12 protein-coding genes are annotated in these 16,367 nt (G+C 42.3%); 6 read left to right on the top strand and 6 right to left on the bottom strand.

The annotated features are described in order from the left end of the window. Nucleotides 1–210: 210 nt before the first annotated feature. Nucleotides 211–1,122 carry a GTPase Era gene (gene era, locus QUA38_RS11580; protein ID WP_333161874.1) on the bottom strand — a complete coding sequence of 304 codons (912 nt, stop codon included), beginning with the start codon at nucleotides 1,120–1,122 and terminating at the stop codon, nucleotides 211–213. Nucleotides 1,123–1,190: 68 nt separating this feature from the next. Then, nucleotides 1,191–1,382 carry a hypothetical protein gene (locus QUA38_RS11575; RefSeq protein ID WP_333161870.1) on the bottom strand — a complete coding sequence of 64 codons (192 nt, stop codon included), beginning with the start codon at nucleotides 1,380–1,382 and terminating at the stop codon, nucleotides 1,191–1,193. Between the two features lie 249 nt (nucleotides 1,383–1,631). On the opposite strand from QUA38_RS11575, the gene QUA38_RS11570 reads away from it, so the two are divergent. Continuing rightward, a complete protein-coding gene (locus QUA38_RS11570; protein WP_333161868.1) occupies nucleotides 1,632–2,063 on the top strand; it encodes a hypothetical protein in 432 nt (143 codons plus the stop codon). 441 nt (nucleotides 2,064–2,504) lie between these two features. Here QUA38_RS11570 and QUA38_RS11565 read toward each other — a convergent pair whose 3' ends face one another. Then, nucleotides 2,505–2,777, bottom strand: coding sequence for a hypothetical protein (locus QUA38_RS11565; protein ID WP_333161866.1), 273 nt, complete (start codon nucleotides 2,775–2,777; stop codon nucleotides 2,505–2,507). A gap of 252 nt (nucleotides 2,778–3,029) precedes the next feature. Here QUA38_RS11565 and QUA38_RS11560 point away from each other — a divergent pair, with 252 nt between their 5' ends. The 3 genes from QUA38_RS11560 (at nucleotide 3,030) to QUA38_RS11550 (ending at nucleotide 5,228) form a co-directional block, all read left to right on the top strand. Then, complete coding sequence (locus QUA38_RS11560; protein ID WP_333161864.1) at nucleotides 3,030–3,587, top strand: NUDIX hydrolase; 558 nt, start codon at nucleotides 3,030–3,032, stop codon at nucleotides 3,585–3,587. Nucleotides 3,588–3,668: 81 nt separating this feature from the next. After that, nucleotides 3,669–4,424: an ATP-binding cassette domain-containing protein gene (locus QUA38_RS11555; RefSeq protein ID WP_333161862.1), complete on the top strand. Its 756-nt coding sequence runs from the start codon at nucleotides 3,669–3,671 to the stop codon at nucleotides 4,422–4,424. 153 nt (nucleotides 4,425–4,577) lie between these two features. Continuing rightward, a complete protein-coding gene (locus QUA38_RS11550) occupies nucleotides 4,578–5,228 on the top strand; it encodes an ABC transporter permease (protein WP_333161860.1) in 651 nt (216 codons plus the stop codon). On the opposite strand, the gene QUA38_RS11545 is transcribed toward QUA38_RS11550, so the two are convergent. Beyond that, complete coding sequence (locus QUA38_RS11545) at nucleotides 5,215–5,850, bottom strand: DUF1802 family protein (protein WP_333161858.1); 636 nt, start codon at nucleotides 5,848–5,850, stop codon at nucleotides 5,215–5,217. The two genes, QUA38_RS11550 and QUA38_RS11545, sit on opposite strands and share 14 nt — an antisense overlap. A 487-nt stretch (nucleotides 5,851–6,337) precedes the next feature. On the opposite strand from QUA38_RS11545, the gene QUA38_RS11540 reads away from it, so the two are divergent. Together QUA38_RS11540 and QUA38_RS11535 are read left to right on the top strand one after the other, a co-directional pair. Next, nucleotides 6,338–12,265 carry an AAA family ATPase gene (locus QUA38_RS11540; protein ID WP_333161856.1) on the top strand — a complete coding sequence of 1,976 codons (5,928 nt, stop codon included), beginning with the start codon at nucleotides 6,338–6,340 and terminating at the stop codon, nucleotides 12,263–12,265. Then, nucleotides 12,265–13,812, top strand: coding sequence for a response regulator (locus tag QUA38_RS11535; protein WP_333161854.1), 1,548 nt, complete (start codon nucleotides 12,265–12,267; stop codon nucleotides 13,810–13,812). The genes QUA38_RS11540 and QUA38_RS11535 overlap by 1 nt, the downstream gene beginning before the upstream one ends. A 387-nt stretch (nucleotides 13,813–14,199) precedes the next feature. On the opposite strand, the gene QUA38_RS11530 is transcribed toward QUA38_RS11535, so the two are convergent. Further along, a complete protein-coding gene (locus QUA38_RS11530; protein ID WP_333073645.1) occupies nucleotides 14,200–15,480 on the bottom strand; it encodes a glycosyltransferase family 4 protein in 1,281 nt (426 codons plus the stop codon). A 102-nt stretch (nucleotides 15,481–15,582) separates the two neighbouring features. Continuing rightward, complete coding sequence (locus QUA38_RS11525) at nucleotides 15,583–16,311, bottom strand: class I SAM-dependent methyltransferase (RefSeq protein ID WP_333161852.1); 729 nt, start codon at nucleotides 16,309–16,311, stop codon at nucleotides 15,583–15,585. Nucleotides 16,312–16,367: the final 56 nt, after the last annotated feature.

Here is a 16,367-nt window from a genome sequence, read left to right as displayed (position 1 = left end):
AGCCGCGTACACAAGGCTTACCACCGCGTTTATTTGCTTCGATCGTGATGTGGTTTCGGTAGTTCATAGTTGGAATTATCGTCCTTGTGATCTCGACCTTTGCAAAATCTTAGCCTATGGCTGCCGATCTGGCAAAGCTGGCAATCTTGTTTTTAATCTGCTTCTGAGCACATCCGGATTAACAGAGGAAAACTGCCAACAGATAAAGTTTTATTCTTCTACCCGATAACCCAATTCCGCCAAACGAGTGCGCGACTGCCGCCACTTCGGCTGCACTTTGACAAATAACTCCAAATACACTTTACCTTCAATTAACTTTTGAATCTGTTCCCGGGCCGCACTGCCGATCGACTTGAGCATACTGCCGCTTTTACCGATTAAAATGCCTTTTTGGGAATCCCGTTCGACGTGAATTGTCGCCAGAATGCGCGTAATTTTTGCTTCTTCTTGAACTATGTCGATCGCAATTGCTACGGAATGCGGTACTTCTTCCCGCGTCAGCAGCAAAATCTGTTCCCGAATCAATTCGCCCATAATAAAGCGTTCCGGCTGGTCAGTCACCAAATCTGGCGGATAATAATAAGGCCCAACCTCCAAATGTTCGATTAACAATTGTTGCAGCGACTCGACACCCTCGCCCGTGAGAGCGGAAAATTTCACTACAGGCCACTCAGGATTGACAATTTGCTCGTAAGTTCGATCGATCAACACGCAATCCGACGGTTGTTCGTCCAACTTATTCATCCCCAAAATCACCGGAATGCCGATATTGCTGAGAATTTCGACAATATATCGATCGCCCCCTCCCGATTCCACGGAACCATCCACCACAAACAGCACCACATCCACCGACTTAATCGCTGTGCGGGCATTCTGCACCAAAACCTTGCCCAATTCGTGGTGCGGCTTGTGAATTCCGGGAGTATCTACAAAAATAATTTGTGCTTCCGGTGTCGTCAGGATGCCCCGTAGCCTGTTGCGCGTCGTCTGAGACACCGGCGAAGTAATTGCAATTTTCTGCCCCACCAACTGATTCATCAGCGTTGATTTTCCGACATTCGGGCGTCCGACAATACCCACAAAGCCGGATTTGTAACCCGCCGGAGCCGCGGGAACACCCATAATGCCCGATACGTCGATAAATTTACTATCTTCCACTAAAATCACCTATTTTCAAGCCCCTTCTCTGTCTATTGTCGCCTGAAAATACTCAAACGGCCATCGATGCACTCTAGCATCTTTCTCGCCCTGCTATAGCCCGCAACACTCAAAGCTCGATCGAGCCACAAACCAGTGTTAAAACACGACAGGCGATCGGCAAAACTTGATATCTGAGACAAAATTTGATAAAGTTCCAGTGACATCGATCGAAAATGAATCATTCTGGTCAAACCGACTCTTAAATGCTGTAACAACTTCAGATGTGTAAATATCTAACTCAACTGAAACTTTTCTACAGTTTGTCAGCCAAACCAGTTTTAACATTTTTGAGAATGTTTGGTAATAAATTAGGCAGGTTAAACTCAAACTCAAAAGCTCAATGTCATGAGGCGCTTTTTTCATAAAAGCTACTGTTTTTAGAACCTACCTAAATTAGTGCTAATCGTCATAAAGTTGAGGAGATGAATCAGATGAAATCGAAATTATTTTGGAGTTGCTGCACCGTTTTGGTAGCAAGCTTGCCTGTTTCCGTCTTGGCTCAAACAAGCCCTCCTACAAGCCCTCAAGCAGGTATTGACTACAAGGGTGGCTCGAAGAAATACCAGTTGGTACCGGGCAGAATCCAGGACAGAACCTTGCCCAGAGCCTTTGACTTTCCAATTATTACCAATGTTGGTACTGACACTAGCATCACCTCGGATTTCCTAATTACCGATCAGTTTCGCGCCCCAGCGGGTCGTACAGAATACACCGGAGCTCTCACCGCCTGGGCAGCATCAATCAGAGAATGTCTCGCCAAACAACCACTCTTGATTCGAGCCAGCACTAAGAACCCGATTCAGATTAATGGTAGAGTTGGCACGATTGTCAGAAACGCAAATAACCGTGCAGTTTGCAAATAAGCCAGCAATATCACGGCGGCTAAATTGACCGTAATTCCTGTAAGGGCGGGTTCACCAATATCTCCCATGCAAGCATCGATACAGTAAACCCGTCACCGCAGCGATATTGGGGTCAATCGAGGCCAGTTGATATAACTTCCGCTATCTTAAAGATAAAAACTAGAGAGTGTTTTTGAACAAAAAGAGCAATAGAAAACCTATTGCTCTTTTTGTTGGCGAAATTTCAATTAATATCTATTAGGACTAATATGAGATCGGCTGAAACGACATCATATAAGAGGTTTGTAGTGAGGAATGCAAGTCCTTATCAAGGTTTAAGGGCTTGCATTCCTCACTGCAAACGACATAATTACGCCGAAACCAGCTTTTTTCCAAAAAATCCCGTGGAACGCGAGGGATATAGATTTTAACACCCCGTTTATGAAAGTTTGTCTGCGTAATTCAGGATTTAGTAGCGCAAAATTCATGTGTACTCAGTAAAATTTCGCCATAATCAGGAATCCAAGCTAGCCACTGTTCTTCCGAACATTCACACAACAGCCACGCTTCGTCAAAGCTGAATGCGGTTGGCGGATTGAACAATTTAACCCACATAGAAGGAGCCAATTTTGGTGCAGGTACGGCGCAGCCAAATTTTTCCCAGTCGCGGACACCGGCGAAGCTTCCGGGTGTTGATTGGGATTGCCAAGTACGAATATCTGTTTGCAGTTGCATAACTACTCCTGTCTAGCTAAGAGTCTGCACCAGAGCGCGGTTGAAACAACGCAGAGCCAAGGCGCAGATAAACTTTGATTATGTAGTCTATGTTACCGAATTATATAGGCGAATGTGTAAGGTTGTAGCAAAAATTTACAATCGAGAGGAAAAAACTGGCTCAAAGCTGAAAAGGTCGATCGGCTATTGTTGCGTTCGCTAACAATCGCCTACCATAGCAAACAACCTCTGATTTATTTCAAAAATTCCGACATGAACCAAACTGCAAAATCCCAGTGGAAAACTCTAGACCGTTTTGTAGAAATCAATTCTCATTGGGTCAAACTAATCGCGGAACATCTGGAAACAACCGAAGGAAAAACAGTAGAATATTGGCGAGTAGAAAGAGCAGATTCAGTTGTAATCTTGACCATTCAAGCTGACAAATTGCTGTTTCCCCCACCGATGTATCGTCCCGGCGTGGCAGAAGCAACCCTCGATTTTCCCGGCGGTCGTGTACCAGCTCAAGCCACGCCAGCAGCGGCTGTTCCAGCTATACTCAAAAAAGAACTAGGCGTGACAGAAAGTGCGATCGCCCGCCTCGAACCGATTAACACCGTCGGCTGGGAAATAAACAGTTCCTTCTCCAATCAAAAACTCTACGGTTTTGTTGCAGAATTGCACCCTACAGCCACAGTAAACCCCGAACTGATCGGTGCTGAATATCCTCTCAGCCCAGACAGAATTCGCGACTTGCTCAAAAAATTAACTTGCCTCCAGTGTCGAGCTTTACTGCTAGAATGGCAAAATCAACTTGATTTTAGATTTTAGATTTTAGATTTTAGATTAGGAATTGTTTTCCGAGTGTCGCCGATTTTAAGTTGCTGAAAACCAAAATCACCCAAACTAATCATGCCTCTCAATAATGAAGTTGCTGTCGAATGCCTCGAGGTGACATATCGCCTCAACCGCAGGCATTTAGTAGACAAACTCAATTTCAAAGTTCTGCAAGGAGAAGTTTTAGTATTGCTGGGACGCAGCGGGAGTGGCAAAACTACTACCATGAAATTGATTAACAATTTACTAACGCCAAGCAGCGGCGAAGTTCTTGTCATGGGGAAACCGACAACTCAGTGGAACCCTATTCAACTGCGCCGAAAAATTGGTTATGTGATTCAAGAAATTGGTTTGTTTCCCCATTTTACCGTCGAGCAAAACGTCGGTTTAGTGCCAAAATTAGAAGGTTGGGAGGGCGATCGCATTCAATCTCGCGTCCGGCAACTGTTAGAATTAGTCAACCTCGACCCCCAGCACTTCGCCAAACGCTATCCCCATCAGTTATCCGGGGGACAGCGGCAGCGCGTGGGGGTCGCTAGAGCACTGGCGGCTGACCCTCCGATATTGTTAATGGACGAACCGTTTGGTGCTTTAGACCCGATTACTCGTCTGGAATTGCAGCGGGAATTCGGTCAATTGCAGCAGCAACTCGGCAAAACTGTGATTTTTGTGACTCACGGCATTCAAGAAGCTTTTTTGTTAGCTTCTAGAATTGGTTTGATGCAAGATGGACGGTTGATTGAATTGGCATCGCCCGATAACTTTCTAAAATCTCAGCATCCAGAAGCTCAGGCATTTCTTGAATGTTTGCAATTACCACGGACAGGGTAATAAAATGATGTGCGATTGCATCATTCGTTTATGAATATGGCTGGTTTTTTGAAGCTGAAGGCAGGAAATTAAATATATTGGTGAACCCATTCCTAGGAGATATTCGATTATACCATAATTTACACTTCCGAATTCCTAATTACTAATTTTTACATGATGCAATTTATCAATCGGTATGGTGCGGAGATAGTTCAGCGCGCCAGCGAACATTTATATTTAGTAACTGTTGCAATTTTTATCGCTATTATTGTGGGGATGCCCCTGGGAATTTTAGCCACGAGAAAACCAAAATTGAAAAAGCCAATTTTGGGATTTGCTAATATTATGCAAACAATTCCCAGTTTAGCTTTGTTTGGCTTGCTAATCCCGGTGCCGATATTGGGTGGAATAGGCGATCGCACGGCAATTATCGCCCTAACTCTGTATTCTTTGCTGCCAATTATCCGCAATACTTATACTGGTATTGTCGGCGTCGATCCAGCGATTACGGAAGCGGGAAGAGGCATGGGGATGACTGATATGCAACTGTTATGGCAAGTGGAAATTCCCTTGGCGCTGGGCGTGATTCTGGCGGGCGTGCGAGTTGCTGCGGTAATTGCGATCGGACTCGCTACAATCGCCGCTGCAATTGGTGCAGGCGGCTTGGGGGTGTTTATTTTTCGTGGCGTTGCTACCGTCAACAATCAGTTACTTTTGGCTGGGGCAATTCCGGCGGCTTTAATGGCCTTAGCTGCGGATTTTGGGCTGGGTTTGGTAGAAGCGCGCCTCTCGAAAAGTACCTTAAAAACTATTAATGAGGAATAAAATCCTGGCTACCTTCCGTCAGCGTTGTCACTCTCTGCGAACCAGAAGCATTCGCAGGATTCGCTATCAGATTGCGGATTTCATTTGAGCGTTCAATGTACTCTCGATCGCTCAAAACAGCTTGGCTTCCCTCCAGCGAAATAGCATCAGCCAAATCGATCCAAGAACGACAACCGCCGTATTCAGGAATATAGGGAATTTCGCGGCTTTCTGCAAGGCGATAAGCCCGCAGCAATAAAATATAAATTGGCTGAGTTTGTTTCCATTTCAGGCGATCGCTGACAAAACTTTCATTCCAAATATGGTACAGAAATAGCGCAGTAATTGCCGGTTCCCAAGCTACCAAAAAAACATCAGTAATCTCCGCCCAACTGCCAATTCTAATAACTTCAGGATGCCAACCAGATTCGACAGTCTTGAGTTGATGTGCAAACTCTGGCTTTAATAAACCCGGCTGTTGGTGTTCAAAAGTTGGACACAGCAAAACCTGTTTGTCAGTGACATTGAACTGTCCTGCTTGCTCGCGAATTCCCCCCTTCCGCAACAGCACAATCGTTTGACCTTGTTCCAAAGCATTAACTGCTACATCCCATTCTTTCAGCGCCCTAGTAGTTGATTTCATAAAAATTTAGTTGAATTTTAACCAAAATAACAAAAATCGGTACTTTTAAGCAAGTACAGCCATTTCTTCCTGTTAAAATAAGGTAGTGCGGACTATGGAATACTACCTTATTTTGATAAAGGCAATAATTGGTTGGACTACATAGTGAGCTAACTACTTTTCTCTTTATTACTCTAATCGGTCAAATAATCGTCTCTTCTGTCTCCCAGCTATACTATACTATCACACCGGCTAGATTCAGCAGTTTGGTCGTTAATTTTTTCAGGAGTTTACTTAAATGCTTAATAAAGTTTAAAGATTCTCCCATATTAAGTACCAAACAAGCATATTGAGATTTGTTAAAATTTAAATGTTATTCAAAAGCGTTAGATTATACTTTTTTTAAAGTGCATAGAAAATAGTTTTTTAATTCGGTCCTGTCATAAATATCAGTATCATTACTAAAATACCACCTGCTGTTCAAATTTTTATTAGTGAAATTACGCACATGAGTATTACTATTTTCGGTTACAACCTCAGTGAAGCCATTTACGAAAGTGTCAATACTATTATTTATCGCGGCACCAAAGATATTGATCGAACCTCAGCAATTATAAAAACCTTCAAAGCCGAGCATCCGACAATCGAAGAAATTTCCCGCTTAAGACACGAACATAAAATCCTCAGACATTTAGACTGTGAAGGAATAGTTAAGCCCATAGCCTTAGAAAACTATCATAACGGTTTAGCGCTGATAGTAGAAAATTTTAGCGGTCAATCTTTGAAAGATTTTCTTAACAATCAACCCTTGGCTATAAACGCATTTATAAAAATCGGAATTCAGTTGGCAACAACTGTTGGAGATATCCATCAGAGTAATGTTATCCATAAAGACATTAAACCCCAAAATATATTAATTAATCCAGAGACAAAAGAAGTAAAAATTATTGATTTTAGCATTGCTTCTCTTTTAGAGCGAGAAAATCAAAGTATCACAAATCCCAACTTATTAGAAGGAACTCTTGATTATATGTCGCCGGAACAAACCGGCAGAATGAACCGCTCAGTTGACTACCGCACCGACTTTTACTCCCTCGGCATTACATTTTATGAAATGCTGACGGGTAAGCTACCTTTTTCCGCAAAAGACCCGCTGGAATTCGTTCATTGCCATATAGCTAAAGCACCTATACCACCTCAAAAGCTGAATCCCGAAATCCCGGATGCAGTTTCTGAAATTGTAATGAAATTATTATCTAAAACCGCTGAAGATAGATATCAAAGTGCTTTCGGACTAAAAGCTGACCTAGAAACCTGCCAGGAGATGCTTTCTTTAGGAGAGATTTCCAACTTTATTATCGGTCAACTAGATTCCTACAGCCAATTTCTGATTCCGCAAAAACTCTATGGACGGGAAATAGAAGTTGCTAGTTTGCTAGAAGCCTTCGCTCGCGTCAGTGGTGGGACAACGGAAATGATGCTAGTTTCCGGTTATTCAGGTATCGGCAAATCTTCCTTAGTTAACGAAGTTGATAAACCAATAGTGGCAGCGAGAGGGTATTTTATTGGCGGTAAATTTGACCAATTTAAACGCAATATTCCTTATGCTGCTCTAATTCAAGCATTTCAAGGATTGATGCGGCAACTGCTCACTGAAAATTCGACTCAAATAGCAAGTTGGAAAGCTAAAATTCTCGAAGCACTTGGTGCCAATGGGCAAATTATTATTGATGTTATTCCCGAAGTAGAAAAGATTATTGAGCCACAGCCTGCGGTTCCGACCTTGGGACCGACTGAATCTCAAAACCGATTTAATCGAGTGTTTCAAAAATTTATACAGGTGTTTAGTAAAGCCGAACACCCCCTAGTGATATTTTTGGATGACTTGCAGTGGGCAGATTCAGCTTCGCTTAAGCTTATCCAGCTAATAATGACCGATCCAGATAGTAAATATCTGCTATTAATTGGGGCTTATCGGGATAATGAAGTCAGTGCCACTCATCCCTTAATTTATACTTTAGAGCAAATTCAAAATACCAGGGCGATAGTAAATAATATTATACTCCAACCTTTGGATATATCTCATGTCAATCAATTAGTCAGCGAAACCCTTCGCAGTCAAGTTTCCGAAGTTTTTCCCCTGGCTGAGTTAGTTTTTCAGAAAACCCAGGGGAATCCCTTCTTCTTAACTCAACTGCTCAAATCCCTTTATCAAGACAAACTCCTATCCTTTGATTTCAATCAAGTTTGCTGGCAGTGGGATATCCAACTGCTTCAAGGCATTGATATCAGCGATAATGTAGTCGAATTGATGGTTAGCCAAATTCAAAAGCTGTCGGCCCAGACGCAGAAGGTATTAAAATTAGCTGCCTGTATAGGAGACCTATTCAGTTTAGAAGTTTTGGCAATTGCTAATAAAAAATCTCAGTCAGAGACGGCAAGAGATTTATGGGAAGCGCTACAAGCTGGTTTTGTTATCCCACTAAATAATTCCTACAAAATCCCCCTGCTATTTGACTCGGAAACCTCGACAGAAAATTCAACCGAGCAGTTTGATGTCATTTATAAGTTTTTGCACGATCGAGTGCAGCAGGCATCTTATTCTCTAATTCCCGACGCGCAGAAAAAAGAAACTCACCTAAAAATCGGTCAACTACTGCTGCATTCCACAACGCCTGAAGAACGAAAAGAAAATATCTTTGCACTGGTTAACCAACTAAATTATGGAACCGATTTAATCACTTTGGAGTTGGAAAGATATGAGTTGGCAGAACTGAATCTGATCGCCGGACAGAAAGCCAAAGCTGGCACAGCTTATGAGTCGGCTGTCAAATATTTGAAGGTGGGTTTGGAACTGCTTGGGGAGGATAGCTGGGAGAGTCAGTACGATCTAACGATCGCCCTCCATGTGGAAGCAGCAGAAACTGAATATATAAACACGAACTTTGAGCGATCGCAACAGTTGTCTGAGACGATCCTGAAGCAAGCGAAAACCCTTCTGGAAAAAGCCAAGGTCTACGAACTGAAAGTTCAATTAAAGATGTCTGAAAATCGGGCACAATCAGCTATAGATAATGGGATCGAGTTTCTGGAAATGTTGGGAATTAGCCTAGAGCAAGAACCCCCTCAAGAACTAATCTTTGAAGATTTAGCTAACTTGCCGCCCATGACAGCTCCCGATAAACTCGCAGCTATGCGGATATTAAATCTCATGACAACGCCGGCTTTTATTGTAAATCCTGCGATGTTTCCGCAAATTATTTATACAAAAATTATCTTATCTATTAAGTATGGAAATTCCCCTCAAGTCGCTTTTGCTTATGTTTGGTATGGAGCGATCCTCTGTGGAGGATTAGGAGATACAGACTCAGGATATAAATTTGGTAAACTAGCTATTTTATTGCTAGATAAGTTTAATACAATCACCCTGAAATCGAAGATAAGTTGTATATTTAATTCTGTGATCAGATTTTGGAAAGAGCCGATTAGTAACACCCTAGAGCCTTTGGTTGATGCTATTCAAAGTGGTATGGAAACTGGAGACCTAGAATATGCTGGTCACAGTACAGTCAATTATTGCAATCACTTATTTTTAAGCGGGGGAGAACTACAGAAACTTGAGCAGGAGCAGGCAAAATATGTTGCCCTGACAATTAAGCTTAAACAAGAATATGATACTTTATTTGTTAAAGTTTACCAGCAAGTAGTTGACAATTTACTAGACAAAAACTCAGATAAATACCGTTTATTAGGTGAAAGTTTTAATGAAGAAGAACTACTTCCAGGAATGGAAGCCTCTAACAATGGGACTTTACTCTATGCTTACTATGTCGGCAAAATGATCCTCTCTTATCTATTTAAAGAACCAGATAAAACAGTATCGAGTGCCCATTTAGCATTAAAATATGCCGACACAGGGGCAGGATTAATGCACATGAGTATCTACAACTTCTACCATTCTCTTGCCCTCATAGCCCTGTATCCAAAAGCCTCGGCAAAAGAGAAAGAAAAATATCTAAGTGCAGTAGCAGCAAACCAGGAAAAAATGCAGATTTGGGCGTTTTATGCACCGAGTAACTTCCAGCACAAGTATGACTTAGTAGAAGCAGAAAAAGCCCGGATTTTGGGACAACCTTTAGAAGCGAGCGATTATTACGATCGCGCTATAGCCGGAGCCAAAGAACAGGGATATATTCAAGAAGAAGCATTAGCCAACGAATTAGCAGGAGACTTTTATTTTTACCGTTCTAAAGATAAAATTGCTCGCATTTATTTAACCGATGCTCGCTACGCATATATTCGCTGGGGAGCTAAAGCTATAGTCAAAGATTTGGAAGCCAGATATCCTCAAATATTTTCCCGGATAGCCAAGCCCGAAAGTCAAGGTAGTCCGGTCACGATGACCGCTAGCTCGACGAGTGCAGGAAGTGCAGGATCTCTAGATTTAGCTACTGTGATCAAAGCATCCCAAGCTCTTTCTGGTGAAATTGTACTGAGTAAGCTGTTGGCAAAATTGATGAAAATTGCGATCGAGAATGCGGGCGCTCAAAGTGGAATTTTTATCTTAGAAAAAGCGGGAACTTTACTAATAGAAGCCTATGGAACCGTAGATAGCGATGTAGAAGTGCTGCAAACAATACCAGTGGAAAACAGTCAGCAACTACCCATATCTTTGATTAACTATGTTGCCAGAACTCACGAAAATGTTGTATTAACTGATGCGAATTGTGAGGGAACCTTCACTGCAGATACTTATATCGTCAACCAAAAAACCAAGTCAGTATTATGTACTCCCATCGTCCATCAAGGAAAACTTACTGGCATTCTTTACTTAGAAAATAATCTCACAACAGGTGCTTTTACTCCCGACCGTTTAGAAGTTTTACAAGTTTTATCTTCTCAAGCAGCTATTTCGATTGAAAATGCCCGTCTTTATAACGATTTGGCAGCAGCCAACGCTACTTTAGAAGCGAAGGTGGTAGAAAGAACGCAACAGTTACAAGACAAAAATATCCATTTACAAAAAGCAGAAGAATTAGCGAAAGCCGCCAACTCTGCCAAGAGTGAGTTTCTTGCTAATATGAGCCACGAACTCCGAACCCCACTTAATGGCATTTTAGGTTACACGCAAATCCTCAAACGACAAAAAAACTTGGCTGACCAGCAAAAATATGGTCTGAACGTCATTAGTCAGTGTGGCGATCACCTCTTAACCCTGATTAACGATATTTTAGACCTGTCCAAAATCGAAGCCCGAAAAATGGAAATCCACTTGAGTAATTTCCATTTCTCACAATTTTTGGAAGGCATCGCTGAAATTTGTAATATTCGGGCCGAACAAAAAGGAATTTCCCTGATTTATGAAGCCATTACCCAACTACCCACTGCCGTCCAGGGTGATGAAAAACGATTGCGGCAAGTTTTAATCAACTTACTCGGCAATGCGATTAAGTTTACCGAAAAAGGTGGGGTGGTATTCAAAGTAGGATATCAGGATGGCAAAATCCGATTTCAAGTGGAAGATACCGGAGTGGGTATGGCACCAGAGCAATTGCAAGACATATTTTTGCCTTTTCATCAAGTAGGAGATACCAACCACAAGGTTGAAGGAACCGGGTTGGGACTGGCAATTAGCCGCCAATTAGTCCAGATGATGGGCGGTGAAATAAAGGTGAATAGTACATTAGGACAAGGGAGCGTTTTCTGGTTCGATTTAGATTTGCTAGAGGTATCGGAATGGGCGACTAATGCAGCCAAAGCCAATGCCCACACAATCGTTGGTTTCAAAGGCCGAAAGCGAAAAATTCTCATAGCTGACGACAAGTTGCAGAATCGCTCGATCATAGCGGGAATGCTTCAGCCGTTAGGATTTGAAATTCTGGAAGCAACGGAGGGTCAGGACTGTTTAAACAAGGTGGTCGAGTTTAAACCCGACTGTATTTTAATGGACTTGATGATGCCCGTAATGAGTGGCTTAGAAGCAACGCGCCGGATTCGCAAATCACCAGATAAGGCTAAGTTAGTAGTGATTGCTACTTCTGCCAGCGTTTTTGATTTTGATCGACAACAAAGTGTCGAGGTAGGTTGCAATGATTTTATTCCCAAACCCATACGAATCGAGGAGCTTTTAGAAAAATTACGTACTCATTTAGGGTTAGAATGGATTTATGAAGAAAATCTGGAAGAGATTAGGAAAGCAGAAGGAGAAAAAAAATCTCTAAGTTCTGAAATCTTAGCTCCCCCCGATGAGGTAATTGCCGTTTTATTCAATTTAGCGATGATGGGTGATCTTCGAGCTATTGGGGAGGAAGCTAAAAAGTTAGAAGAACTCAATGAGCAATGGGGGCCCTTTGCTACCCATCTACGCCAGTTAGTGAAAGGATTTGAAGAACAACAAATCTTGGAGTTTATTAAGAAATATAGGATTGCCAAATAATGAATAACAAACTTCCCGAACAAAGCACAATTTTAATCGTAGATGACACTCCGACTAATTTAGGTGTCCTGTTCGATTTTTTGGCAGATTTTGGCTTCAAGGTATTGGTAGCTAGGGATGGGCAAAGTGCTCTCCAGAAGGTAGAATATGCCCCACCGGATCTGATCCTGTTGGATGTGCTCATGCCCGGAATAGATGGGTTTGAAACTTGTCGCCGTTTGAAAGCGAATGATTTAACGAGAGACATTCCCGTGATTTTTATGACGGCTCTTGCTGATACGGTGGATAAGGTTAAAGGTTTGAGTCTTGGTGCGGTAGATTATATTACTAAGCCTCTTCAGCATGAAGAAGTTTTAGCTCGTGTTAATGTCCACATGAAGCTCCGCAACCTGTCGAAAAAACTCTTAGAGAAAAATGTGTGCTTGCAAACAGAAATCGAACAGCGTGTCCAAGCGGAATCCTCGCTGTTGAAGCTGGCATCCGAGTTGGAAAGGCGAGTTGAGGAAAGAACTGCTGAACTTTTGCAATCCAATCAATTGCTCAAACAGGAGATTCAAGAGCGTCTGCAAGCAGAGGCGGGATTGCAACAATCGGAATCTCAATTGCGAAGCCAAACTAAATGTTTAGAAAAGGCTTTTCGAGAATTACAAATCACGCAGACTAAACTTGTGCAAAGCGAAAAAATGTCTTCTCTAGGTCAGCTTGTTGCAGGTGTAGCTCATGAAATCAATAATCCCGTTAATTTTATTTTTGGTAATGTTTCTTACGCTCATGATTATACCCAAAATTTGATCGATCTAGTCAATATTTATCACCAAGAATTTCCGGAGGCAGGTCCAAAAGTTGAACAAAAAATAGACGAAATAGAACTAGATTTTTTGGTGGAAGACTTACCTAAATTGCTGAGTTCAATGAAGGTAGGTGTAGACCGAATTCGCGAAATTGTTCAGTCGCTGCGAATTTTCTCGCGATTAGATGAATCTGAGATGAAACCAGTGGATATTCACCAGGGTATTGATAGCACTCTGTTAATTTTGCATAACCGTGTTAAAGGAAGGGGCGATCGACCTGCAATTGAGGTGATCAAAGAATTCGGCAATCTGCCTCTGGTAGAGTGTTATGGGGGTCAGCTTAACCAGGTGTTTATGAATCTTGTTGCTAATGCTATTGATGCCATAGAGGATTATAATACGACGCGCTCGTTAAGTGAAATGAAAGCTAATCCTTCTCAGATTTTAATTCGCACTGAGGTCACGGAATCTAATCGAGTGTTAATTCATTTTAAGGATAACGGGCCTGGTATGACAGAAGAAATTAGCCAACACCTATTTGAGCCATTTTTTACTACTAAGCCTATCGGGAAGGGTACTGGTATTGGGCTGTCAATTTCCCATCAGATTGTAGTGGATAAACACGGGGGGCAGCTCAATTGTATTTCAGCTCCTAATCAGGGGGCAATCTTTATTATTGATATTCCAATTCACCATAAAAATTTTGCTAAAAATAATTTAATTACGATGCCTGAAACAGCTTTGGGTATTTCTTAGTTGATTTTAACTTAACAAGACTTAAACAAATTTTAAGCTCAAATAAGTCCCAAACGGGCTTGATACGCAATAAATACGTCCATCTTTTCTTGCAGCCCGTGCACAAATTTATAAAATATAGCTATTCTAAAAGCTGACAAAGCAGAGGGTAAATGTGCGTAAATTGAGGAGACGGCAATCATAATCACTCAAGACCGTAATCAGGGTTTTTTAGCTACCAAATTAAGTACAACTGAACTCAAACTTCAAAGCTGTCAAATTATTTAATTGGGAAACTAAAACGTCCAGATGTTCCGATGTTTATCGTCTATTGGGTGGAGTCTCCTGTGCGGTTTAGTCGCACAGGAGAGCTGATGACCAGAGGTTTAGTGGGGAACAACTTTATTGCTAAATTCTCACTGCAAAAGATGCTGCTAATTCCCGTTCTGGTTCCATACCAACTGTAGGCGGCATGGAACGATTTGCTACTTGCTCAATTAGTTGTAAATGTTGCGGCAGCATTTTAGCTAAACTGTAGCGTTCTAGGGCAGTTTGACGGGCTTTGATGCGAATTTCTGCCATGCGGGTAGGATGGTCTAAAACTTCATCAATGCGATCGGCTACTTGTTTCGGTGAGAAGTAATCGACTAGCAAACCGTTTTCTCCGTCGCGGATAACTTCTCTGACTGGTCCTGTGTCGGAACCGATTACTAAACATCCGGTTGATAGAGATTCAATCATGGACCAAGATAGCACAAAAGGTCTGGTCAAATAAACGTGTACGTCGGATGCTTGAATTACTTTTAAATACAGTCCGTAAGGTAGGGGCCCGACAAAGTGAACTCGCGACAAGTCTAGGGGGACTTTTTTGAGCATATAGTCTTTGTAAGACTCGCCGTTGGGTAAAGAACGCCCATAACAAACTCTTTCGGAACCAACGATTACGACGTGACAGTTGGGGCGGCGTTCTTGCACATAGGCGATCGACTCAATGAATTCAGGAAAACCCCGGTAAGGTTCCATTCCCCGCGATACGTAGGTGACAATTTCATCCACGCCAGACAAGTCTAAGTTAGGTAAAACCAGTTTAGCACCGGGGTCTGGTTTGAAGTAATCGGTATCTACGCCGTCGTGGAGTGTGGATAATTTTTGTTGTAGTTCGGGCGGGAATTGCGATCGCTGCCAATAAGTGGGAGACAAACCCCAATCACAAGAATATAAATCGATTAGAATCGGCGCATTTTTGATTCTGATTCTGGCCATATCGTCAACTGTTAAAGGTTCCGCTGGGTCGAAATCTGCGTCTGAACCAATAGCATGATAAAACCACTCAAAATAGCACAAAAGCGGCGTATTTGGAAAGGCTTCTTTGACAAACAATGTCGGCCCCCAACCGGAATGTCCACAGATAATATCGGGGACAAAACCATCTGCTTTGAGTTGTTCTGCCATTCTAAATACGGCTTGTCCGTAGATGACAGCACTTTCTAAAGGGCGGACGTATTGGTGAGTCTGGGCGTGGGGTTCCCGGCTGGGGGTAAATGCTGCTTTGCGAACGCCGGGAATGTTCCACTCTGGGCGCTCGTTTTTAGTGCCGAAAACAATTTGATTTTTGGGATCTGCGCCTAAAGCCGTGATAATGTGGCGGTATTGGGCGGGAAAGTTGGGATGGAGAAATAATGCTTTCATTGACTGTTGTCTGTTGTCTGTTGACTGTTTTCTGTTAACTGGTGACTTTTTTCTGTCGTTAGTTGGAATAAAATATTTTGATTCACCTAAAAAGCTTTGGTTTTATTCATTGGGGGTTGGTGCTTTGCATATCCAGACGCAATCTCGCGGTACTGAAGATGTATTTTTCAGGATAATTTCATAGTTTAAATGATGGAGAAATTTTTCCATAATTGTATCAGTCATAACTGAAAAGGCTGTGCCGTCTCTGTGCCCTAGCAAGTTTTTGTCCCACTCGGTGGAGAATTTTTGCCACCCTAATTCGCTAAAAATATTTGTGTGGTGAAACACGCAAATTCGATCGCCCCGCAGCAATTTGGGAATTCGAGTCAGGTAGTTGAATATATCTACTGGCTCTACGTGTACCATTGTATCGTAACAAAAGCAGACATCGGCTGAACCTGCGGCGATGCCGTCTAATGTTAAACCGTCGAGTTTGACGTAAGAAACGCGATCGTCTCCCAAGCGCGATCGCGCGGCTTGCAGCATTTGACTGGAAATGTCGGCACAAATTAGTCGATCGCAATATTTCAGCAGCAGCGAACCAGTTTTTCCGCCGCCAATACCAATTTCTAATACCCTATGTTCTTTTTTGATGTAGGGTGCAATAAATTGCTCTTCTATCAGGGCTTCGTATTCGGCTAAGGAGTTGGCGGCACCTGCAGCTTTACCTATCCATTCGTCGCCAATATGGGCAAGTTCGGCATTAGTTTTTTGCCACTGTTGGGCGTAACTGTCCCATGCCCTTTCATAATCTACTCTTGGGCGATCGGTCATTTTTTCATCGTTCATTTTTGATTATTTTATAGTATTGATGGCTCAATTTTCAATATGTTCCGCAATTCTTG

This window comes from Microcoleus sp. Pol12B4 (assembly GCF_036701385.1).
Taxonomy (GTDB): Bacteria; Cyanobacteriota; Cyanobacteriia; order Cyanobacteriales; family Microcoleaceae; genus Microcoleus.
Note: the sequence above shows the minus strand (reverse complement) of the source record. Positions and strands in the feature narration are given on the sequence as shown.